Source organism: Geotalea uraniireducens (genome assembly GCF_027943965.1).
In the GTDB taxonomy this organism is placed as follows: domain Bacteria; phylum Desulfobacterota; class Desulfuromonadia; order Geobacterales; family Geobacteraceae; genus Geobacter; species Geobacter uraniireducens.
Genome location: NZ_AP027151.1, coordinates 3,668,971 through 3,691,429, shown reverse-complemented (window position 1 = coordinate 3,691,429; position 22,459 = coordinate 3,668,971). Strand labels below are relative to the sequence as shown.

Here is a 22,459-nt window from a genome sequence, read left to right as displayed (position 1 = left end):
CGCCGGCAGGGAAGCGAGGTTTTGTGCTGTTTACCCGGAGTGACATAGCCGCGGCCACCGGCGGCACGCTGCTCGGCGAGGCCGCGGGCACGGTCAGCGGGGTTTCCACCGATTCGCGGACGGTTGCGGCCGGCGAACTTTTTGTCCCGCTGCGCGGTGAACGTTTTGACGGTCACGACTACCTTGCCGCCGCGGCTGCTCGCGGCGTGCAGACCGTCCTGGTGGAGCAGCAGTGGCTGGCCGCCAACCAGCCGCCGGCGGGCGTGGCGGTGGTCGCTGTTCCCGATACCCTCCGGGCGCTTGGTGATCTGGCATCCTTCCATCGCCGTCGTTTTCGTATCCCGGTCGTTGCCGTTACCGGCAGCAACGGCAAGACGACGACCAAGGAGATGCTGGCGGCCATCCTGTCGCGGACCGGCGCGGGATTGAAGACCAGCGGCAATCTCAACAATCTGATTGGGCTGCCGCAGATGCTCCTGCAGCTGAACGCCGACCATCGCTGGGCGGTTCTGGAAATGGGCATGAGCGCATTCGGCGAAATCGATCGGCTGGCAGAGATTGCCCAGCCCGAACTCGGGATCATCACCAACGCCTATCCGGCCCATCTGGAGACGCTCGGCAGCGTCGAAGGGGTCGCCCGGGCGAAAGGGGAACTCTTTCTCCGGCTGCCGGTCGGCGGCTGCGCCATTTTCAATGCCGACGATCCGCTCATTGTCGCGTGCCCCTCTCCGGACGGGGTCAGACGCTTTTCGTTCGGTCTTCATAACGCCGATGTGACGGCGGCCGAGATCGAAAGCCTGGGCCGGGACGGACAACGTTTCCTGCTCCGGTTGCCGACGGCGACGGTCCCGGTGAAGCTGCGGGCGTTCGGCCGGCACAATGTCGCCAATGCCCTGGCGGCAGCTGCGGCCGCCTATCTGCTCGATATCCACCCGGAAGAGATCGCTCGGGGACTCGAGGACTTTACCCCCTATGCCCGGCGCTTCAACCTGGAAGAAGTCGGCGGACTCGTGCTGATCGACGACAGCTACAATGCCAACCCGGCCTCGATGGCGGCAGCGCTGACGACGGTACGCGAACTGCACGACAAGCGGAGTGCCGTGGCGGTGCTCGGCGATATGCTGGAACTCGGCGAAGGGACCGAAGAAGCGCACCGCCAACTCGGCCGTCTGGCGGCAACCTGCGTCAATCGCCTCTATGTGCTGGGGGGGATGGCGAAGATCGTCGCGGCCGGGGCTCTCGAAGGAGGGCTGGAGGAGCAGGCGGTCATCGTTGCCGCAAATCATGATGAAATTCTGGCCGATCTCCGGCGGACCGTTGCCACCGGAGATTTCATTCTCGTGAAAGGTTCCCGGGGGATGGTGATGGAGCGGATAGCCGAAGGGATTCGGAAGATGGGGACTGCCGCCACCGGGAAGGAGGGCGCCGTTTAATGCTCTACCATCTGCTCTATCCGCTGGCCGGCGACATCCGGCTGTTCAACGTCTTCAAGTACCTGACGTTCCGGGCGATCTACGCGGTGATCACCGCGCTGGTCGTCTCGTTTATCCTCGGCCCCTGGATGATCAGGAAACTGGAAGCGCTTCAGGCGCGGCAGGTGATCCGTACCGACGGACCGGAATCGCACCTGAAAAAGTCGGGGACGCCGACCATGGGCGGGGTGCTGATCCTCTCCGCCATCGTCATCCCGACTCTCCTCTGGGCCGATCTGACTAACCGCTACATCTGGACGACCCTGTTCATCATTGTTGGCTACGGGCTGATCGGTTTCACCGACGACTATAAGAAAGTCGTGGAGAAAAATCCGAAAGGACTCTCTCCCCGGCAGAAGATGTTCTGGCAGCTGCTGATCGCCGGTGCGGCGGTGGTTTTCCTGGTGTTCAGCTCGGGGATCTCGACGGAGATCTACTTTCCGTTTTTCAAAAAGCTGCATCCCGATCTTTCTTATCTGTATATCCCCTTTGCCGTACTGGTGATCGTCGGTGCCAGCAATGCCGTGAATCTGACCGACGGCCTGGACGGCCTGGCGATCGGGCCGGTGGCGATCAATGCCGCCACTTACCTGCTGTTCGCCTACATTGCCGGCAATGCCCGGCTGTCCGGCTACCTGCAGATTCCCTACGTACCGGGAGCCGGGGAACTGGCGGTTCTCTGCGGGGCAATGGTCGGGGCGGGCATCGGTTTCCTCTGGTACAACGCCTACCCCGCCGAAGTATTCATGGGGGATGTGGGCTCGCTGTCGCTGGGCGGCGGACTCGGCATCCTGGCGGTGATTACCAAACAGGAGATTCTCCTCGTCATTGTCGGCGGGATTTTTGTCATTGAGGCGCTGTCGGTCATTTTTCAGGTCGGTTCCTACAAGTACCGGGGGAAACGGATTTTCCGCATGGCGCCTATTCACCATCATTTCGAACTGAAAGGGGTCGCGGAGCCGAAAATCATCGTCCGGTTCTGGATCATCACGATCATCCTGGCGCTGGTGGCGATTTCAACCCTGAAGCTGCGGTAACCCTATGAAGCTTGTCGACAAACATATCCTGGTAGTTGGCCTGGCCCGGACCGGTATCGCGGTCACCCGCTTTCTGGCGCGCAGCGGCGCCCGGGTGACGGTTACCGACCTGCGGTCGGCGGAGACACTGGCTGCTGCCCTCGACGAACTGGCCGGCCTAGCCGTCGACTATGTCCTGGGCCGGCACGACGAGGCAGATTTCGCTGCTGCCGAGCTGGTGGTGGTCAGCCCGGGGGTGCCGCAGGACAGCCCGTATCTCTTGGCCGCCCGCCGCGCCGGGCGCGAGGTAATCACCGAGATCGAATTGGCCGCCCGCTTCATTGTGGCGCCGTTGGCGGCGATCACCGGCACCAACGGCAAGACGACAACTACCACGCTCACCGGCGAGATCTTCCGTGGCTGCGGCTTCCGGACCTTTGTCGGCGGCAATATCGGCAACCCGCTCATCGAGCTGGTGGAGAGCGGCGAAGCGGCGGAGCGGGTAGTGGTGGAGATCAGCTCGTTCCAGCTGGAGTGGATCAGAGAGTTCCATCCCCGGGTGGCGGTGCTACTCAATCTCACCGAAGACCACCTCGACCGCTATGCCACCTTTGACGAGTACATTGCCGCCAAGATGCGGATCTTCGAGAACCAGGACGCCGGCGACTATGCCATCCTCAACCTCGACGACCCGCTGGTCGCTTCCCTGGCCGGCGGGCTCAAGGCTGCCGTTTTCCCGATGAGCCAGCAGCGGGAGTTTGCCGCAGGAATCTTCCACCGGGACGGCACTATCGTTTTCCGTCACGCCGGCCGGGAAGAGCGTTTCCCGACGGCTAGCTTCAAGCTGCCGGGTGTGCATAATCTCGACAACATCATGGCAGCGTTGGCCACGGCGCTGCTGCTCGGCTGCGATGCCCAACGGGCCCTGGCGGCGGTAGAAGGGTTTGTCGGGCTTCCCCACCGGATGGAATTCGTCCGGGAGTTGGATGGAGTCCGTTACTACGAGGACAGCAAAGCGACCAATGTCGGCAGTGTGGAGAAGGCGCTGGCCAGTTTCACGGCGATCACCCTCATTGCCGGCGGCAAGGACAAAGGGGGCTCCTATGCTCCGCTCGAACCGCTCGTGCGGGAGCGGGTGGAGCACCTGATCCTGATCGGCGAGGCGAAGGAACGGATGGCTCGTGAACTGGGCCAGCTCACCGATACCCGCCAGTGCACCACTCTGGAAGAAGCGGTGACGCTGGCGGCGCAACTCGCCGCGCCGGGCGGGGTGGTCCTGTTCTCCCCGGCCTGCTCCAGTTTCGACATGTTTCGTGACTATGCCGAGCGGGCCGAGCGGTTCAAGGCCGCCGTCCGCGCCTTAGTCGGGAGGTCGGGACGATGAACGTCAAGGAGATCGAACGCTACGACCTGGTGATCCTGCTGATGGCGGTGGCCCTCACCTGCTTCGGAGTGGTGATGGTCTATTCGGCCTCCTCGGTGATGGCAACCAAAAAATTTCACGACGGGTTTTATTTCCTCAAGCGGCAGGGCGTGTATGCCCTGCTCGGTTTCGGGGTGATGGTGGCGGCGATGCGGATCGACTACCGGAAGTGGCGCAAGTGTGCAGTGCCGCTTCTCCTGTGCTGCCTGGTGATGCTGGTGCTGGTCTTCATTCCCGGCATCGGCGGCGCTGCCAAGGGAGCCTCCCGCTGGATCCGGCTGCCGGGGTTCAACTTCCAGCCGTCTGAGCTGGCCAAAATCGCGCTGATCATCTATATGGCCTACTCTCTCGACAAGAAGCAGGAAAAGGTCAAATTCTTTTCCACCGGCTTTGCGCCGTACATGGTTCTCTTGGCGATCCTGCTGGCGCTGCTGCTCAAACAGCACGACCTGGGGGCGGCGCTGACGATGGGAGTGGTGGCACTGATCATGCTGTTCGTCGCCGGCACTCGGCCGCGTTACATCCTCGGCATGGGTGTGCTGGCGGTGCCGTTCATCTGTTATACCGTCATGACCGAATCGTACAGGATGCGACGGATCAAGGCATTTCTCGACCCGTGGCAGGACCCGACCGACAGCGGCTTCCAGATCATCCAGTCGTGGCTCGCTTTCGGCAACGGTGGCGTCCTCGGCCAGGGGCTCGGCGAGGGGAAACAGAAATTGTTCTATCTGCCGGAGGCGCATACCGACTTTATCCTGTCGGTGGTCGGCGAAGAGCTGGGGCTGATCGGGGTTACGGTCATCGCCGCGATGTTCTTGCTGCTGATCCTGCGCAGCATCCGAGTCGCCCAGATGGCGGATGATACCTTCGGCCGCTTTCTCGCCTTGGGAATCGCCACTCTGCTGGGAATCCAGGCCTTCGTCAACATGGGGGTCGTCACCGGGCTGCTGCCAACTAAAGGGCTGGCGCTTCCATTTATCAGTTACGGCGGGAGTTCGCTGATCGTGACGCTGTTCGCCGTGGGGGTACTATTGAATATTTCGAGCCGGATGCGGGGTACGCCATGAAATTATTGATTGCCGGCGGTGGCACGGGAGGCCATCTCTTCCCCGGGATTGCCGTGGCCGAGGAATTCCTGGGCCGGCAGCGGGGGAACGAGGTCCTCTTCATCGGCACCTGGCGAGGGATCGAAGCGAAGATCCTGCCCAAGCTCGGCTATCGCCTCGAATGCATCACCTCGGCCGGCATCCGCGGCAAAGGGAACATTGCACGGGCCAAAGGGGTGGCGATGCTCCTCTACGGCTATGCCCAATCGCGGAAGATTCTCCGGGAGTTCCAGCCGGACCTGGTGCTCGGGGTCGGTGGCTATGCCTCGGCGCCGGCTTTGCTGGCCGCCCGGGGGATGCAGCTGCCGCGGTTCATCCACGAGCAGAATGCCATCCCCGGTTTCACCAACCGGATGCTCGGCAAGGTGGCGGAACGGATCTTCATTTCCCTCGAGGAGTCGCGGAGCTTCTTCCCGGCGGAGAAGACCCTTCTCACCGGCAACCCGCTCCGGCGGCAGATTCTCGACCAGGTGATCGAAAACGGCATCCCTCACCGTGAAAACGATCGGTTTCATCTGCTGGTCTTCGGCGGAAGCTCCGGGGCGCACCGGATCAACGTAACGATGGCCGAGACGCTCGAAACACTCGCGCCGTTCAGGGATCGACTGAAGATCGTTCACCAGACTGGGGAGAATGATCTCGAAGTGACGCGCCGGGCTTACGAGCAGCAGGGTTTTGTCGCAGAAGTGGTGCCGTTCATCGATTCGATGGCCGATGCCTACCGCTGGGCTGACCTGATCGTCTGCCGGGCAGGCGCGACGACGATCGCCGAAGTGACCGCCTGCGGCAAGGCATGCATCTTCATTCCGTTTCCCCACGCGGTGGACGATCACCAGCGACGGAATGCGGAGGCCCTGTTGAAGGGTGGAGCCGGTTACATGTTGACCGAGCATGAACTGACTGCAGCTAGACTGGCACAGGTGATCATCGGCTTGATGGATGACCCGATCCGCCTCGAAGCGGTCGGCGCGGCCGCCCGGAATCTTGCCCGGCTGGATGCGGCACAGTTGATCGTCGATGAGATGCTGAAAGTGGCGCAACCATAAAAGGACAGCTGACCGTCCATTGCTCGTTGAGCGAATCAGGGGCCTGAGTCGGCCCCGTGAAGAGAAGGTATCATGTACGGAAAAATCGAACGAATTCATTTTGTCGGTATCGGCGGTATCGGCATGAGCGGCATCGCCGAGGTGCTGCTCAATCTCGGCTACAAGGTGTCCGGCTCCGACCTGCGGAAATCCGATATTACCGAGCGGCTGACCGCCCTCGGCGGGGATATCCGCTACGGCCACGCTCGGGAAAACCTGTCGGACGTCGACGTGGTGGTCACCTCGACCGCTGTTCACGACGACAATCCGGAGGTGGTCGAGGCCAAGCGGCGGATGATTCCGGTGATTCCGCGGGCCGAAATGCTGGCGGAGCTGATGCGGATGAAGTACGGGATCGCCATTGCCGGTACCCATGGCAAAACTACTACCACGTCGATGGTTGCCACCGTCCTTACCCACGGGGGGATCGACCCGACCATCGTCGTTGGCGGCAAGCTGAATACCCTCGGTACTAACGCCAAGCTTGGCCAGGGGCAATTCCTCGTTGCCGAAGCGGACGAGTCCGACGGCTCGTTCCTCAAGCTGTCGCCGACCATTGCGGTGGTCACCAATATCGATGCCGATCACCTCGACTTCTACCGGGGAGGGATCGAAGAGATCAAGAGCACCTTCGTCGATTTCATCAACAAGATCCCCTTCTACGGCCTGGCGGTGCTCTGTCTCGAAGACCGCAACATTGCCGATATCATCCCGCGGGTAAAGAAACGGTTCGTCACCTATGGCCTCTCCTCCCAGGCGGATATTCGGGCGACCCATATTCGCCTGGCCGGCGGGACGACGTCGTTCGTCGCCCATTACAAGGGATACCGGATGGGGGAGATCGAATTCCGGATGCCCGGCGCCCACAACGTCCTCAATGCCCTGGCCTGCATTGCCGTCGCCATGGAACTGGACATCCCCTTTGCCACCATTCAGGAAGGATTTGCCCGCTTCGGCGGCGTCGGCCGGCGATTCCAGGTCAAGGGCGAGGTGAACGACATCATGGTGGTGGACGATTACGGTCACCACCCGGCCGAGATTCGCGCTACGCTGGCAGCCGGCAAGAACGGCTGGCCGGAGCGGCGGCTGGTGGTGGCGTTTCAGCCCCATCGCTTCAGCCGGACCAAGGAACTGTTTGGCGATTTCGTCAAATGTTTCTACGACGCCGATCTGCTGCTGTTGACCGATATCTACCCGGCCGGCGAGGAGCCGATTCCCGGCGTTTCCGCCGAACTGCTGGCCGAAGAGATTCGTAAACACGGGCAGAAGGAAGTCAGCTACGTTGCCGATCGGGAAACCCTGGCAGACCACCTGCTGCAGGTGGTGCAGCCGGGCGATATCGTCCTGACTCTTGGTGCCGGTAATATCTGGCAGGTTGGCGAAAGCCTGTTACAAAAGCTGCAGGACGCTCATTGAAAACCGAACAGCTGGAGGAACTCCGGCAGGTGCTGCGCGGTACGCTGCTTGCCGCCGAGCCGATGGCGCGTCATACCTCGCTGCAGGTTGGCGGGCCGGCCGACGCCTTCGCGGTTCCTGCCGACCTGACCGACCTGGAGACGTTACTCTCCGTGCTCGCCGCCAATGGCATCCCGTACTTGGTCGTAGGCGGCGGGTTCAATCTGCTGGTCCGGGACGGCGGCATCCGCGGGGTAGTCATCTCGCTGGCCCGCCTGCAGGAACTGGCGCTTGCCGGGGCTGGACGAATCAGGGTCGCCGCTGGGGTGACCACGGCCCGGTTGAGTAAATTCGCCGCCGACCACGAACTGACGGGGCTCGAATTCCTATCCGGCATTCCCGGTACCGTCGGCGGTGCGCTCAGGATGAATGCCGGTGCCCATGGCGGGGCAACCTTGGAGCGGGTGGCCGAGCTGACCACCATCCGGGCTGGTGTCCGCACCGTGCGGGGGCGTGACGAGCTGGCCTACGGCTACCGGTCCCTGGGGCTAGCGGCGGGAGAAATTGTCGTCGAAGCGCAGTTTCAGCTGGAACACGGTGTTGCCGCTGAGATCGGCGCGCGCATTGCCACCTGCCGGGCGCAACGGGAAGCGAGCCAGAAAGTGGGCTTCCCCAATGCCGGGTCGTTTTTTAAGAACCCGCCGGGCGAAGCGGCTTGGCGGTTGATCGATGGTGCCGGATTGCGGGGCCTTAGCATCGGCGGAGCGCAGGTGTCGGAAGTTCATGCCAATTTCCTGGTGAATCGCGGCGGGGCGACGGCCACCGATTTCCTGCAGTTGATGACCCGGATAAAAGATGAAGTATTGCTAAAAATGGGCATAGCTCTTGAACCAGAGGTGCAAGTCGTCGGCGAGGAGTGAGCCGGCAATTGGCCCGCAAAGACGTGCCTTCGGAGTGGCAATGATCGGCGAAGCGATAAAAACGAAGAAAATTGGAGTCCTTTACGGCGGGCTGTCGGCGGAGCGCGAAGTGTCGCTGGCCAGCGGTGCCGCGGTGCACAAGGCCCTGCTGGCTCGGGGATATGACGCGATTGCCATCGATGTGAACCGCGATCTGCCGCAGGTACTGGCCCGGGAAGGGGTGGAGGTCGTCTTCGTCGCCCTGCACGGCCGCTATGGCGAGGATGGCTCGGTCCAGGGAGTGCTGGAGATGATGGGAATTCCCTACACCGGGTCGGGGATTCTCGCCAGCGCCCTGGCAATGAACAAAATTTTTGCTAAACAGGCATTCGTCGCGAGCGGGCTGACCGTGGCCCCCTACCGGGTGCTGCGGCGCGGGGATGAGATCGGTCCGCTCGGGTTCGACTTCCCGCTGGTGGTGAAGCCGTCCCAGGAAGGATCGTCGGTCGGGATCAGTATAGTGCGGGCTGCCGACGGGCTGGCCGCCGCCCTGGAATTGGCCTTCCGCTACGACGCCGAGATCCTGGTGGAACAGTTCATCAAGGGGCAGGAGGTTCAGGTCGGCATCCTCGGCGAAGAGGCGCTTGGCGCCATCGAGATCGTACCCAAGAATGAATTTTACGATTTCGAGGCCAAGTATACGGCCGGAATGGCCGAACATATTCTGCCGGCGCGGCTACCGGCTGACGTCTATCGCCATGCTCTCGAAACCGGCCTGATCGCCCACCGGGCGCTGGGGTGCGCCGGATACAGCCGGGTCGATCTGCTGGTTACCGCTGCGGGCGAGTGTTATGTCCTGGAAGTCAATACCCTGCCGGGGATGACGGCGCTCAGCCTGCTTCCCGAGATCGCTCAGGGGGCAGGAATCGGCTTCGAGGAACTGGTGGAACGGATTCTGCTGTCGGCGGCGCTGAAAATTAACAGCTAGGGCAATTCAAAACCGGGCGTCCTCGGCGCCCTTATGGAAACAATGCGCGATCTCCACGTCAAAACACGGCTGGCACCAGCACCATCCCGGAACAAGAACCGGGTCAAGCAGGAACGGAAGCCGATCAACTGGCGGCCATTCGTCACCTGGGCCAGTCGGGCAGTCTGTGGCGTGCTGGGGGTGGCGGCCGTCGGTGGCATCGGCTACGAGGCATACCGCCTCGTTTCCCGGACTACCTTCCTGAAACTGGAGACCGTCGAGGTGTCGCCGCTCCATCGTCTGAGCCGGAACGAAGTCATCACCGAGGCCGGGGTCCGGGCCGGCGATCCGATGCTCGGGCTGCAGCTGCGCCGGATCGGCGAGCAGCTGGCAAAGAATCCCTGGGTCAAACAGGTCAATGTCCGGCGCTATTTCCCCCACACGCTGGCCATCGAGGTGGTGGAGCGCCAGCCGGTAGCGATCGTCAACCTGGGGCTGCTCTATTACATGGACGCCCAAGGGGAAGTGTTCAAACCGCTGACGCAGGGGGACAGCCTCAACTTTCCGGTCATTACCGGTGTCAGCGAGGACGATCTGGCCCGGGATCCGGCCGGCACGAAGCAGACCCTTACCGCGGCGGCAGCATTGATGGATCTGCTCAGGAACGGCAAGGCGTTCAATTTGGCGGATGTATCGGAGATTCATACCGACAAGGGGTTCGGGTTCACGCTCTTCACCGCTGCCGGTGGCGTGCCGGTCCGGCTGGGAAATGACGGCTTCGAAGAGAAACTGGCCCGTTTTGCCAAGATCTACGGCGATCTCCAGGGAGCCTTGGCGGCGGTGGAATATATCGACCTCGACTACCATGACAAGATCATTGTGAAAAAGGGATAAACGGAGGGGGGAGCATGTCCGCAAGAAGAGACAATCTAATCGTAGGGCTCGACATCGGCACCACCAAGATTTGTGCAATCGTCGGCAATGTCACCGAGGACGGCATCGACATCGTCGGGATCGGCACCAGCCCGTCGCGCGGCATGCGCAAGGGGGTGGTGATCAATATCGAGAGCACCGTAGCCTCCATCAAGAAGGCGATCGAAGAGGCGGAACTGATGGCCGGCTGCGAGATTCGCTCGGTCTACGCCGGGATTGCCGGCGGGCACATCAAGGGGTTCAACTCCCAGGGGGTGATCGCCATCAAGAACCGGGAGGTGACCTCCGACGACGTAAAGCGGGTGATCGATGCCGCCAAGGCGATTGCCATCCCGATGGATCGCGAAGTGATTCACATCCTCCCCCAGGAATTCATCATCGACGATCAGGACGGCATCCGCGAGCCGCTCGGCATGAGCGGGGTGCGGCTCGAAGCGAAGGTGCACATCGTCACCGGCGCTGTGGCCAGTGCCCAGAACATTGTCAAAGCCTGCAATCGAGCCGGGCTCGACGTCGCCGACATCGTTCTCGAACAGCTGGCTTCCTCCGAATCGGTCCTCTCGGCCGACGAGAAAGAGCTGGGGGTGGCGCTGGTCGATATCGGCGGCGGGACCACCGACATCGCCATCTTTGTCGATGGCGCCATCAAGCATACGGCGGTGCTTTCCCTCGGCGGCAATCACCTGACCAACGATATTGCCGTCGGCTTGCGGACGCCGATGGCCGAGGCGGAGAAGATCAAGCAGAAATATGGCTGCTGTCTGACCTCCATCGTCGGCAAGGACGAAACGATCGAGGTGCCGAGCGTCGGCGGCCGCAAGCCGCGGGTCCTTTCCCGCCAGCTGCTGGCCGAGATTCTCGAGCCGCGGGTCGAGGAGATCTTCACCCTGGTTAACCGGGAGATCGTCAAGTCCGGTTTCGAGGATCTGATTGCCTCCGGGGTGGTGATCACCGGCGGTACCACCATCCTCGAAGGGATGCCGGAACTGGCCGAGCAGGTCTTCAACCTGCCGGTGCGGCGTGGGCTGCCGCAGCAGATCGGCGGGATCGTCGACGTGGTCAATTCCCCCGTCTATGCCACCGGGGTGGGGTTGGTGGTCTACGGGAGCAAGAATATCGGCATCCGCGAGTTTCCGACGGCGCAGACCGACGAGAACATGTTCCGTCGGGTGACGCGGCGGATGAAGGAATGGTTCGGCGAATTTTTCTAACTTACAATGCATCGGCTGCAGATAACCAAAAGGGGGTAGGGTATGTTCGAATTTGACGAAAGCATTGAGCAGGTTGCCAAGATCAAGGTCATCGGGGTTGGGGGGAGCGGCGGCAACGCGGTCAACACCATGATCGACTGCCAGATTCACGGCGTCGATTTCATCGTCGCCAACACCGACGTCCAGGCGCTGCGGAACTCCCAGTCGCCGACCAAGCTCCAGATCGGCCGGCAGCTGACCAAGGGGCTGGGGGCCGGCGCCGACCCGAACCGCGGCCGTGAGGCAGCCCTCGAAGACCGGGAGCAGTTGACCGAAATGCTCAAGGGTGCGGACATGATCTTCATTGCCGCCGGTATGGGGGGCGGTACTGGTACCGGCGCCGCGCCGGTGATCGCCGAAGCGGCCAAGGAAGTGGGCGCCCTGACGGTCGGCGTGGTGACTAAGCCGTTCAGCCGCGAAGGGAAACAGCGCCTCGCCAAGGCCGAAGAGGGGATTCGCGAGCTGAAGAAGCATGTCGATTCGCTGATCGTCATTCCGAACGACCGGCTGCTCGGGCTGGCCGGCAAGAGCATGTCGATCCTCGATGCGTTCAAGCCGTCCGACGATGTGCTGCGCCAGGCGGTACAGGGGATTTCCGACCTGATCACCACCAGCGGCCTCATCAACGTCGACTTCGCCGATGTCAAGGCGATCATGAGCGAACGCGGCATGGCGATGATGGGGATCGGCATGGCCAACGGCGACAACCGGGCCGTTGAGGCGGCGACCAAGGCCATTTCGAGCCCGCTCCTCGAAGAGATCGATATCTCCGGCGCCAAAGGGGTGCTGGTCAATATCTCCGGTTCGTCCTCGATGACCATGGATGAATTTGATGCCGCCAGCCGGATCATTCACGAGAAGGTCCACGAGGATGCCAATATCATCGTCGGTCTGGTGATTGACGAATCCCTCGGCGACAACATCAAGATTACCGCCATCGCCACCGGCTTCGGCGACCGGTTCGACCTCGAAAAAGGCCGGCAGGAGATGAAAAGCGTGACCGCCATTGCCGCCCGCCAGGAGCCGAAGCTGGAAGTACCGACCTTTATCCGCGAGCGGCAGCAGCGGGAAACAGGGGTGTCGCGACAGAAGGCGTTCTTTGCCGATGAAGAGGATCAGTACGATATCCCGACCTTCCTGCGGAAGTCTGTCGACTAACGAAACGACCCGTCCGGTTCTCCGCGGACCGGACCCCCTGTGCATGCTTTCATTGCCCGGCCTCCCTCTTACCCCCTCCCGGGGGGCCGGGTCTTTTTTTCCTCACCCCGGCCGTGAACCTCGTTCCGTGCCGCCGGTCCGGTTGCCTTTTCCCTTCCCTGAAACAGCCCGATCATGATACGTTTTCCCCATGTCGTGGAAAATCGTCGAAAAATACCGGCAGCTGCTCGCCCGGGAGCAGGGGGCGGTCCCGAAACGCCGCGGCGGTAAACTGACCGTCTGTCTCGTCTACCCGAACCGCTACCCGGTGGCGATGAGCAATCTCGGCTTCCAGACGGTTTACGCGCTGTTCAATGCCGAGCCCGACATCCTCTGCGAGCGGGCCTTTCTTCCCGATGCCGACGAATTGCGGGAATACCGGAAGGGAGGGACGCCGCTCCTCTCCCTCGAGTCGCAGCAGCCGCTCTCCTCCTTCGATCTGATCGCCTTTTCCGTCTCCTTTGAAAGCGACTATCTCCACCTGCCGCTGATCTTCTCCCTGGCCGGCATCCCGGCACGGAGCAGCGAGCGGGGCGCCAGCCAGCCGCTGGTCATCGCCGGGGGGGCGGCGCTGTTTCTCAATCCGGAACCGGTGGCCGACTTCCTCGATCTGATCTGCCTGGGCGAAGCCGAGACGATCTTCCCGCCGCTCTTCGAACTGCTGCGGCAGCAGGGAATGGACCGCCACGAGCTGCTGACCGCAGCCGGGCGGCTACCCGGCTGCTATATCCCGGCGGCCTATAACATCAGCTACGATGGTTTTCGGCTCGCCGACCGCAGCCGGCGCGACGGCTGCCCGGTCGAGGTCGACCGCTGTTTCCTGGCAGAGCCGGATCGGCGGCCGACGGTGTCGGAAGTCCTTACCCCCGATACGGAATTTTCCGACATGTACCTGGTCGAGGTTTCCCGGGGTTGCCCGCGCGGTTGCCGCTTCTGCGCCGCCGGCTTCATCTATCTTCCCTACCGGCAGCGGTCTCTCGCGGCGCTCGAGGAGGCGGCGACGGCTGGTCTGCAGCACCGGCAGAAGATCGGTCTCGTCGGGGCGGCGGTTTCCGATTACCGGGAGATCGGTGCCCTCTGCCGGCGAATCCTTGCCGAGGGGGGGAAGGTGTCGGTTTCTTCACTCCGGGTCGATCGGCTCGACGGCGAGATGATCGAGATGCTCAAGGCGAGCGGCCACAAGACCGTCGCACTGGCACCGGAGGGGGGGAGCCAGCGGCTGCGCGACCTGATCAACAAGAACCTGACCGAAGAGCAGATCCTGGCCGCCTGCGATCTCTTGATCGGTCACGATATCCTCAATTTGAAGCTCTACTTCATTATCGGCCTCCCGGGCGAAGCGATGGCCGATCTCGAGGAACTGGCCGGGCTAGTGGCAAAGATCCGTCATCGGGTGATCGAGGCGGCACGGAAGAACAAGCGGCTCGGCGAGATCGTGCTCTCGGTCAATCCGTTCGTTCCCAAACCCTTCACCCCGTTCCAGTGGTGCGGCATGGAGCCGGTCCCGTCTCTGGAGCGGAAGCTCAAATATCTCCACCAGGCGACGGGCAAACTCTCCAACGTCCGACTGCTGGCGGAGAGCCCGAAGGACGCCTGGCTCCAGGCGCTCCTCTCCAGGGGGGATCGCCGCCTGGCCGACTTCCTCTGCCGGGCGGCAGAACTCGGCAGCTGGAAACGGGCGGCCCGGGAATTCCCGCTGGATCTCAACGGCTTCGTTGAACGGACCATCCCCCTCGACGAGCCGCTCCCCTGGGACTTCATTGCCGGCGTTGACCACGACCGTCTCGTCAGGGAATACCGGAAGGCCTTTCCCGACCCGTCGTCCCCTGCCTGAATAGCCACATTCCCGAACTGTCGTCACCATTGAACCGTCCCCGTGCGCGTCGCCGCCTTCTGGTATACAAGCTTGCGCCGTCTTTCCCCCCTTTGTTACGATGCCTCCGTGGAGAGATCAATGGAGCTTTCTCCGTGAATTCTCCGAAAGGAAGGTGTGCAGTATGTTTGAAATCCTGGAAAATGAAATTCTCGCCCCCCAGCTGCATCGGCTGGTGGTGCGAGCGCCTCGGGTGGCGGCGGCACGGCAGGCCGGCCAGTTCGTCATCGTCAGGGCGGCAGCGGGGGAAGAACGGATTCCGCTGACCATTGGCGATGCCGATCCGGTCGCCGGGACGATCACCCTGTTCGTGCAGGCGGTCGGTTACTCGACCGGCCGGATCGTGGCGATTCCGGCCGGAGGGGCGCTGCGCGACGTGGCCGGGCCCCTCGGGGTGCCGACCCATATCGGCCAATGGGGTCGGGTTGCCTGTGTCGGCGGTGGTGTCGGGACGGCGGTACTCTACCCCCTGGCCAAGGCCCTAGCCGCGGCTGGCAACGAAGTGGTCACGCTCATCGGCGGGCGGGCGGCGCCCTATATCATTCTGCGGGACGAACTGGCAGTCTTCTCCCAGGAACTGGTAATCACCACCGAAGATGGCTCGCTGGGCCGGCAGGGGTTTGTCACTGCGCCTCTGGCGGAAATGATTGCCGATCCGGCCCGCCGGCCGGGGGCGGTTTTTGCGGTCGGTCCGGTGCCGATGATGAAGGCGGTGGCGGCGTTGACCCGACCCGCCGGGATCGAAACGGTAGTCAGCCTCAACCCGGTCATGATCGACGGCACTGGCATGTGTGGCGGCTGCCGGGTGGTAGTCGACGGTGAAGCGAAGTTCGCCTGTGTCGATGGTCCGGAGTTTGACGGACATCGGGTGGATTTTGACACCCTGAGCGACCGGCTGGCCACCTACCGGGAGATGGAAGCGGCCCACCGCTGCCGGTTGGCGGGAAAGGAGGCCGCATGACCGCTCCCTTGAGTGTCAAAGAGCAGTTGGCCATTCCGCGGGTGAAAATGGCGGAGCTTGACCCAGAACTGCGCCGGGCCGGTTTTGCTGAAGTGAACCGGGGGTTACGCCTGGAGGAGGCGTTACGCGAAGCCCAGCGCTGCATTCAGTGCAAGAGCCGGCCGTGCGTGCAGGGATGTCCAGTGGAGGTGGCGATTCCCGAGTTCATCGGTGCACTGGCCGAGAATGATTTGCCGGGCGCTGCTGCTATTCTCCGACGGGATAACGCTTTGCCGGCTGTCTGCGGCCGGGTCTGCCCGCAGGAGTCCCAGTGCGAGGCACAGTGTGTCCGGGGTATCAAGGGGGAAGCGGTTGCTATCGGCTATCTTGAGCGCTTTGTTGCCGACTGGGCGCTGGAGCATGGAGAACGGTCGCCGGTCGATGCCAATTCGTCGTCCGCCGGGCGGGCAGTGGCGGTGGTGGGATGCGGTCCCGCCGGCTTGACCGCTGCCGGCGAACTTGCCCGTAAAGGCCACCAGGTGACCATTTTCGAGGCGCTGCACGATACCGGTGGGGTGCTGCGCTACGGCATCCCGGAATTCCGGCTGCCGAAGACGATCATCGATGCCGAAGTGGCCGAACTTCAGGCCTTGGGCGTCAGGATTGAATGCAATGTGATCGTCGGCAAGACTCTGACCCTCGAGCAGTTGCGGGCCGAATATGATGCGGTGTTCGTTGCCAATGGCGCCGGCCTGCCGATGATGCTCGATATCCCTGGCGAAAATTTCAAGGGGGTGTATTCGGCCAACGAGTATCTAACCCGGGTGAATCTGATGGGGGCTGGCCGTGATAGCGCCGCAACGACACCGATTGTCATCGGCCGGCACGTGGCGGTGATCGGCGGCGGCAATACCGCCATGGATTGCGTCCGGACAGCGCGCCGGCTTGGCGCCGAGCGGGCGATGATTATTTATCGGCGGAGCGAGGCGGAGATGCCGGCTCGGCTTGAAGAGATCAAGCACGCCAAGGAAGAGGGGGTGGAATTCCTGATGCTGACCGCCCCGCTGGCCATCGGCGAAGACGGCAAAGGGTGGGTAGCGTCGCTTCGCTGCCAGCGGATGGAGTTGGGTGCCCCCGACGCTTCAGGGCGCTGCCGCCCGGTGGCGGTTGCTGGGGCCTTCTTTGACCTGCCGGTCGACGTGGTGATCAATGCTATCGGTACCCGGGCCAACCCGCTATTGACCGCCAGCGCCCCGGAGCTGGGACTCACCCGGTGGGGCAATATCCTTAGCGATGAACAGGGGGCAACGAACCTGACTGGGGTGTATGCCGGTGGTGATATCGTGCGGGGCGGGGCGACGGTGATCCTGGCCATGGGGGACGGCAAGCGTGCTGCCGCCGCCATTGACGATTACCTGGCCTCCCCTTAGCTTGGGCGGAAGGCTCATTCGTCGATAAAAAAAGCCGCGCTCCATGTGGAGGGCGGCTTTTTTTATGCGGGAAGCCGGTTTCAAGATGATTGCAAAGGGCTGACAGCGAAGTCAAAACATTGACCAATAGGTTTCAAAATGCCGTCTTCGCGTTAGCTTATTAGCTCTTTTCGGTAAGGGGGAGAAAATCTTTAGCCCCTTTTTCAAGAAAATGCTGCAGCGTTTGCCCGCTACTCCGCATGCCGAACCATTCCAGGCTGGCACACCGGTTGCACAAATAGCTGTGCGTGATGGAAGTAGTCGAATTATTGAGGAGATTTGCCTGATGTCGAACCCGGCGGTGGAAGCGATCGAGCTGCAACCCCAAAAGAGCAATGCCGATATCTATATGGCCGTGGCGCTGATCGGCGTCCTGGCACTGATGATCGTGCCGTTGCCAGCGGTGCTGCTCGATGTCTTCCTGGCCGGCAACATTACCGTCGCACTGGCGATTCTGCTTGTCGCCCTCTACACCCAGCAGCCGCTTGACTTTTCGGTGTTTCCGTCGGTGCTCCTGGTTACCACCCTCTATCGCCTGGCACTGAACATCGCCTCGACCCGGCTGATCCTGCTCCACGGCAACGAAGGGACCGATGCCGCTGGGCACGTCATCCGGGCATTCGGCCAGTTTGTCGTCGGCGGCAATTATGTGGTTGGGGCGGTCATCTTTCTGATCCTGGTGATCATTAACTTCGTGGTTATCACCAAGGGTGCTGGCCGGGTTGCCGAAGTCGCCGCCCGCTTCACCCTCGACGCCATGCCGGGGAAACAGATGGCGATCGACGCCGACCTTTCCTCGGGACTGATCAACGAGAAGGAGGCCCGCCGCCGCCGGTCGCGGGTTTCCCGGGAAGCCGATTTCTACGGCTCCATGGACGGTGCCAGCAAGTTCGTCCGCGGCGATGCCATTGCCGGCATCCTGATCATGCTGGTCAACATCATCGGCGGCTTCATCATCGGCGTCTGGCAGAATGGTATGCCGCTGGAAACGGCGCTTTCCAACTATACGCTGCTGACCATCGGCGAAGGGCTGGTGGCCCAGATTCCGGCAATCATCATCTCTACCGCGGCCGGCATCATCGTCACCCGCTCGGCCGATGAGAAGAACTTCGGTCACGAAATAACCGGCCAGTTCCTCAATTACCCGAAGGCCTTCTATGTTTCGGCCGGGGTGCTGTTCGCTTTCGGCCTGATTCCCGGCCTGCCCCACTTTGCCTTCTTCCTCCTCTCCGGCGCTGCCTACATGGGGGGACGAATGGCCAGGGAAAATGCCCAGGTGATGGACGAAGAGTTGGCGTTGCCGGCGCCTCAGGAAGCCGGCGAGGCCGGTGATCAGGCGGCGGCGATCCGTCCCCTCGACATGCTCGAACTGGAAGTCGGCTACGGACTGGTGCCGATGGTGGATGCGGCCCAGGAGGGGGAACTCTTGGAGCGGATCAGATCGATCCGGCGCCAGTTCGCCCAGAAGATGGGCTTCGTGGTGCCGCCGATCCATATCCACGACAACCTGCAGCTCAAACCCAATGAATACAACATCCTGATCCGCGGCGCCAAGGTCGGTGGCGGGGAGCTTGCCGGCCAGTACCTGGCGATGGATTCCGGGGCGGTCAGCGGCAGCGTTGACGGCGTCCGGACCACCGAACCGGTCTTTGGCCTGCCGGCGTTGTGGATCAGACCCGAGATGAAGGAACAGGCCCAGCTGTACGGCTATACAGTGGTCGACAGCACTACCATCATCGCCACTCACATCAGCGAGCTGATCAAGAAGCATTCCCATGAGATGGTTGGTCGGCAGGAGCTGCAGCAGCTGCTCGACAACCTGGCTTCCAGCTTCCCGAAGGTGGTTGAGGAACTGGTGCCGAACCTGCTCAACCTCGGTACCGTGCTGCGGGTGATCAAGAACCTCCTTCGCGAGGGGGTTTCGATCCGTGACCTGCGGACGATCATGGAAACACTGGCCGATTACGGGGGGCTGACCAAGGACCCCGACATGTTGACCGAGTTTGTCCGTCAGTCGCTTGGCCGCTATATCGTCGACCAGTACAAACGCGATGACGACACGCTCTGCATGATCAGTCTCGATCGCCGGGTGGAGGAAGTCATTGCCGAAGCAGTCCAGCCATCGGATCAGGGGAGCTATCTGGCGATTGAGCCGAACACCGCCCAGTTGATCCTGACCGGTATCCGCCAGGAGATGGAGAAATTCAACCAGTACGGGACCCACCCGGTGCTGCTTGCCTCCCCCTCGATCCGACGCCATGTGAAGAAGCTTGCCGAACGGTTCGTCCCCAATCTGGCGGTTTTGTCGCACAACGAGATTCCGTCCAACATCAAAATCCAATCGTTAGGGGTGGTAACGCTCAATGTTGGTTAAAACGTTCGAAGCGGTGGATATGTCGGAAGCCCTGAAACAGATCAAGGCGGAACTTGGTCCCGATGCCATGATTATCTCTTCGCGCAAGGAGCGGCGGGGAGGTTTCTTCGGTTTCTTCGGCAAACCAGTCATTCAGGTGACGGCGGCTCTTGAGGTCAAACCGCGGCAGCCGACGCCCAACCCCTACCGGGAGGCCCAGGAACAGCAGCTTTCCGCCAAGGAGATGCTGGAAAGCTCGATGTTGGCACCGCTCGCCCGGGAATTGAAAGATCTCCGGGATCGGGTCGAGCAGATGTCCCGTAAAGAGGCGGCCCAGGCTAAGGCTCAGATTCAGGAACAGAGCCGGCCGGAACCGGTTGCCGCCATGCCGCCGGTGGCCAAGGATCAGCCGCGGGATTTTGCGCCGAAGACGATCCAGCGCCAAGATCTTGAAGAGATGAAAAAATTGCTCTTCAAGACCCTGGCGGCCAAGGAAGGAAGCGAGACGGCGGAGTCAGCTCCCCCTGAGGCTGCCAGCGTCGAACGAAAAGAGACTGCCCCGGTGGAGGCCTCTGTTGAAAATGAGGGCACCAAGGTGCTTAACGGGGTCAAAAAGGCTCTTCGCTCGGTGGTGAACGAGCTGCATCGCAAAGGTCTGGAGCGGAGCGCCATCCGCGCCGTCATCGAGCAGCTGAAGCCGGAAACAAAAAAAGAGGGGACGATTGAGTCGATCCGGTCATTTCTTCCCCAGGCCTTCAAGAGTGTCATCAAGTGTGGCGGACCGTTGGCGCTGAAGAAAAACGGCCCGCGGATCATTGCCCTGGTGGGTCCCACCGGAGTCGGAAAAACCACTACCGTTGCCAAGCTGGCAGCGCTCTATGCTCTGCGTGAAGGGCATCGGGCCGCCCTGATCACGATCGATAATTTCAGGGTCGGTGCCGTCGAACAGCTCAAAACCTACTCGCGCATCATGGGGGTACCGATTGAAGTGGCGGCAACGCCGGCGGAACTGGAGGCGGCCATCGAACTGCACGGCGACAAGGAACTGATCCTCATCGATACTGCCGGCCGGAGTCCGAAGGATATGGAGAAGATCGAGGAGCTGAAATCGTTCCTGGAATCGAAATTCGCCATCGAGATCCATCTCTGCCTGGCGGCGACGACGCGGGACCGTGAGCTTCAGGAAATCGTCGAGCGTTTCGGTATCCTGCCGATCAGCCGGGTCATCTTCACCAAGCTCGACGAAAGCGAAAGCTACGGCTGTATTGTCAATGCCCATCTGCGGACCAAATTCCCGCTCTCATATTTCACCACGGGCCAGCGGGTGCCCGAAGATCTGGAAATCGCAACATCCGGCCGGCTGGCCGGACTCGTTCTGGGGGACAGCAAGCAATGAGCGTCATGACGACGACCGGGGACCAGGCTGACAGCCTTCGTCAGCTGGCTACCACCGTGAAAAAGCAGCGCAAGGCCACGGTACTTGCCACGGATGGAAAAGAAGCCAAGGGGATCAGGGTGATTTCCGTGACCAGCGGCAAGGGCGGAGTCGGCAAGAGCAACGTTGTTGTCAATCTTGCCCTCGCTCTCGCTCAGCGGGGGCAAAAGGTCCTGGTCATCGACGCCGACCTGGGGCTCGGCAATATCGACGTGCTCCTGGGGATAACGCCCGACTACAATCTCAACGACGTCTTTGCTGGAAAGCGGCGGCTCGACGAGATTGTCGTCGAAGGGCCGGACGGGATCAAGATCATTCCCGCCGGTTCGGGGATGCCGGAATTTACCACCCTCGGGCTGCAGGAGCGGGTAAAGATCATGGATGAACTCGATGCTCTGGAAGAGGAGTTCGATCTGTTGATCGTCGATACCGAAGCCGGTATCTCGGAAAATGTCACTTACTTCAACACCGCTTCCCAGGAAATAGTCGTCGTGGTTACCCCCGAGCCAACCTCCATCACCGACGTCTACGCCTTGATCAAGCTCCTGGCGACGCGCTATGCCGAACGATATTTCAAGGTGCTCGTCAATATGGCGCGGGATACGGACGATGCGCTCCAGGTTTTTGCCAAACTGTCGAACGTGACAAGCCGGTTTCTTGACATCTCTCTTGACTACCTCGGCTGTGTGTTGAAAGACGACAGCGTCGTCGAGGCGGTAAAGATTCAGAAGCCGGTCCTTGAGCTGTATCCGGAGGCGCCGGCCTCCTCCTGCTTCAATACCCTGGCCCGGCGGATTCTGGAAAACAGCGGCGACCGCAAGCTCAAGGGGAACGTCCAATTCTTCTTTCGGCGATTCCTCGGCGTTGGAACGGAGAATGTATGAACTGTCTAGTGAAGGCGTATGAGCAGGAAGCTCAAAGATCCGCTGCCCAGACCCGGGACGAATTGATAGTCTCCCATCTTCCGCTCGTCAAGTTTCTCGTCACCCGGATCGCCTCGCAACTGCCGCCGCACCTCGATCAGGAGGACCTGATGAGCGCCGCGGTGATCGGCCTGATTACCGCGGCCGAGCGTTTCGATCCGTCGCGGGGGGTTCAGTTTAAGACCTTTGCCGAGCAGCGGATCAGGGGGACGATCATTGACGAGCTTCGCTCGCAAGACTGGCTTACCCGGTCGTTACGGGAGAAGTTCAAAAAGCTTGAGAAGGAGTTCTCCCTGCTTGAGCACCGGCTCGGCAGGAATCCGACCAGCGAGGAAGTTGCGGCGGCATTGAAGATCAGCGTCGACGAATATTTCCAGATGCTGGAGGAGATCCACATTCTCTCCTTCGTCAGTCTTGACGACTCATGGGAGGATGAAGACGGCAGCCCCTTCGGTTTGCTGGACATCCTCGAGGATACGGGAATCGAGAACCCCCAGAGCCAGCTGATGGCGCGGCAGATGCTCGAATCGCTCGCCGAGTCGATCGAAACGCTCCCGGAAAAGGAGCGGCTGGTAATCACCCTCTATTACTACGAAGAGCTCAACCTCAAGGAGATCGGGGCGGTGCTCGAACTGAGCGAATCGCGGATCTCCCAGTTGCACAGTCAGGCAATCGTCCGGTTGCGGGCGAAGATGAAAAACATGCGCTAGACGACAGGAGCGA

18 protein-coding genes are annotated in these 22,459 nt (G+C 61.7%); all 18 read left to right on the top strand.

Annotated features, from left to right (window positions below; all coding sequences use genetic code 11):
* The first annotated feature begins 23 nt into the window (after positions 1-23).
* The 18 genes from QMN23_RS17230 to QMN23_RS17145 all read left to right on the top strand — a co-directional run bounded on the left by QMN23_RS17230 (position 24) and on the right by QMN23_RS17145 (position 22,446).
* The gene (locus QMN23_RS17230) at positions 24-1,433 is read left to right on the top strand and encodes a UDP-N-acetylmuramoyl-tripeptide--D-alanyl-D-alanine ligase (protein ID WP_282000562.1); all 1,410 of its coding nucleotides are present in this window, start codon (positions 24-26) and stop codon (positions 1,431-1,433) included.
* On the top strand, positions 1,433-2,509 hold the full coding sequence (gene mraY, locus QMN23_RS17225; RefSeq protein WP_282000561.1) for a phospho-N-acetylmuramoyl-pentapeptide-transferase: 1,077 nt from the start codon (positions 1,433-1,435) through the stop codon (positions 2,507-2,509). The genes QMN23_RS17230 and mraY overlap by 1 nt, the downstream gene beginning before the upstream one ends.
* A 4-nt stretch (positions 2,510-2,513) precedes the next feature.
* Positions 2,514-3,872 (top strand): UDP-N-acetylmuramoyl-L-alanine--D-glutamate ligase, encoded by a 1,359-nt coding sequence (gene murD / locus QMN23_RS17220; RefSeq protein ID WP_282000560.1) that lies wholly within the window; start codon positions 2,514-2,516, stop codon positions 3,870-3,872.
* Positions 3,869-4,978, top strand: a complete 1,110-nt coding sequence (ftsW, locus tag QMN23_RS17215) for a putative lipid II flippase FtsW (protein WP_282000559.1) — start codon at positions 3,869-3,871, stop codon at positions 4,976-4,978. Before murD ends, ftsW begins: the two co-directional genes overlap by 4 nt.
* A complete protein-coding gene (gene murG, locus QMN23_RS17210) occupies positions 4,975-6,063 on the top strand; it encodes an undecaprenyldiphospho-muramoylpentapeptide beta-N-acetylglucosaminyltransferase (protein WP_282000558.1) in 1,089 nt (362 codons plus the stop codon). Before ftsW ends, murG begins: the two co-directional genes overlap by 4 nt.
* A gap of 72 nt (positions 6,064-6,135) precedes the next feature.
* On the top strand, positions 6,136-7,518 hold the full coding sequence (gene murC, locus QMN23_RS17205) for a UDP-N-acetylmuramate--L-alanine ligase (protein WP_282000557.1): 1,383 nt from the start codon (positions 6,136-6,138) through the stop codon (positions 7,516-7,518).
* Positions 7,515-8,417: a UDP-N-acetylmuramate dehydrogenase gene (gene murB, locus QMN23_RS17200; RefSeq protein ID WP_282000556.1), complete on the top strand. Its 903-nt coding sequence runs from the start codon at positions 7,515-7,517 to the stop codon at positions 8,415-8,417. The genes murC and murB overlap by 4 nt, the downstream gene beginning before the upstream one ends.
* A 40-nt stretch (positions 8,418-8,457) precedes the next feature.
* Positions 8,458-9,384 (top strand): D-alanine--D-alanine ligase, encoded by a 927-nt coding sequence (locus tag QMN23_RS17195; RefSeq protein WP_282000555.1) that lies wholly within the window; start codon positions 8,458-8,460, stop codon positions 9,382-9,384.
* A gap of 42 nt (positions 9,385-9,426) precedes the next feature.
* Complete coding sequence (locus QMN23_RS17190; RefSeq protein WP_282000554.1) at positions 9,427-10,257, top strand: cell division protein FtsQ/DivIB; 831 nt, start codon at positions 9,427-9,429, stop codon at positions 10,255-10,257.
* 14 nt (positions 10,258-10,271) lie between these two features.
* Positions 10,272-11,507, top strand: a complete 1,236-nt coding sequence (gene ftsA / locus QMN23_RS17185) for a cell division protein FtsA (protein WP_282000553.1) — start codon at positions 10,272-10,274, stop codon at positions 11,505-11,507.
* Positions 11,508-11,549: 42 nt separating this feature from the next.
* Positions 11,550-12,704, top strand: a complete 1,155-nt coding sequence (gene ftsZ / locus QMN23_RS17180; RefSeq protein WP_282000552.1) for a cell division protein FtsZ — start codon at positions 11,550-11,552, stop codon at positions 12,702-12,704.
* Between the two features lie 190 nt (positions 12,705-12,894).
* Positions 12,895-14,577 carry a radical SAM protein gene (locus tag QMN23_RS17175; RefSeq protein ID WP_282000551.1) on the top strand — a complete coding sequence of 561 codons (1,683 nt, stop codon included), beginning with the start codon at positions 12,895-12,897 and terminating at the stop codon, positions 14,575-14,577.
* 163 nt (positions 14,578-14,740) lie between these two features.
* Entirely contained in the window at positions 14,741-15,577 is an 837-nt protein-coding gene (locus QMN23_RS17170) for a sulfide/dihydroorotate dehydrogenase-like FAD/NAD-binding protein (RefSeq protein ID WP_282000550.1), read from the top strand.
* On the top strand, positions 15,574-16,986 hold the full coding sequence (gene gltA, locus QMN23_RS17165) for an NADPH-dependent glutamate synthase (protein WP_282000549.1): 1,413 nt from the start codon (positions 15,574-15,576) through the stop codon (positions 16,984-16,986). Before QMN23_RS17170 ends, gltA begins: the two co-directional genes overlap by 4 nt.
* A 325-nt stretch (positions 16,987-17,311) precedes the next feature.
* Positions 17,312-19,399 carry a flagellar biosynthesis protein FlhA gene (flhA, locus tag QMN23_RS17160; protein WP_282000548.1) on the top strand — a complete coding sequence of 696 codons (2,088 nt, stop codon included), beginning with the start codon at positions 17,312-17,314 and terminating at the stop codon, positions 19,397-19,399.
* Positions 19,389-20,774, top strand: coding sequence for a flagellar biosynthesis protein FlhF (gene flhF / locus QMN23_RS17155; RefSeq protein WP_282000547.1), 1,386 nt, complete (start codon positions 19,389-19,391; stop codon positions 20,772-20,774). The genes flhA and flhF overlap by 11 nt, the downstream gene beginning before the upstream one ends.
* On the top strand, positions 20,771-21,697 hold the full coding sequence (locus tag QMN23_RS17150) for a MinD/ParA family protein (RefSeq protein WP_282000546.1): 927 nt from the start codon (positions 20,771-20,773) through the stop codon (positions 21,695-21,697). The genes flhF and QMN23_RS17150 overlap by 4 nt, the downstream gene beginning before the upstream one ends.
* A complete protein-coding gene (locus QMN23_RS17145; protein ID WP_282000545.1) occupies positions 21,694-22,446 on the top strand; it encodes a FliA/WhiG family RNA polymerase sigma factor in 753 nt (250 codons plus the stop codon). Before QMN23_RS17150 ends, QMN23_RS17145 begins: the two co-directional genes overlap by 4 nt.
* Positions 22,447-22,459 lie beyond the last annotated feature (13 nt).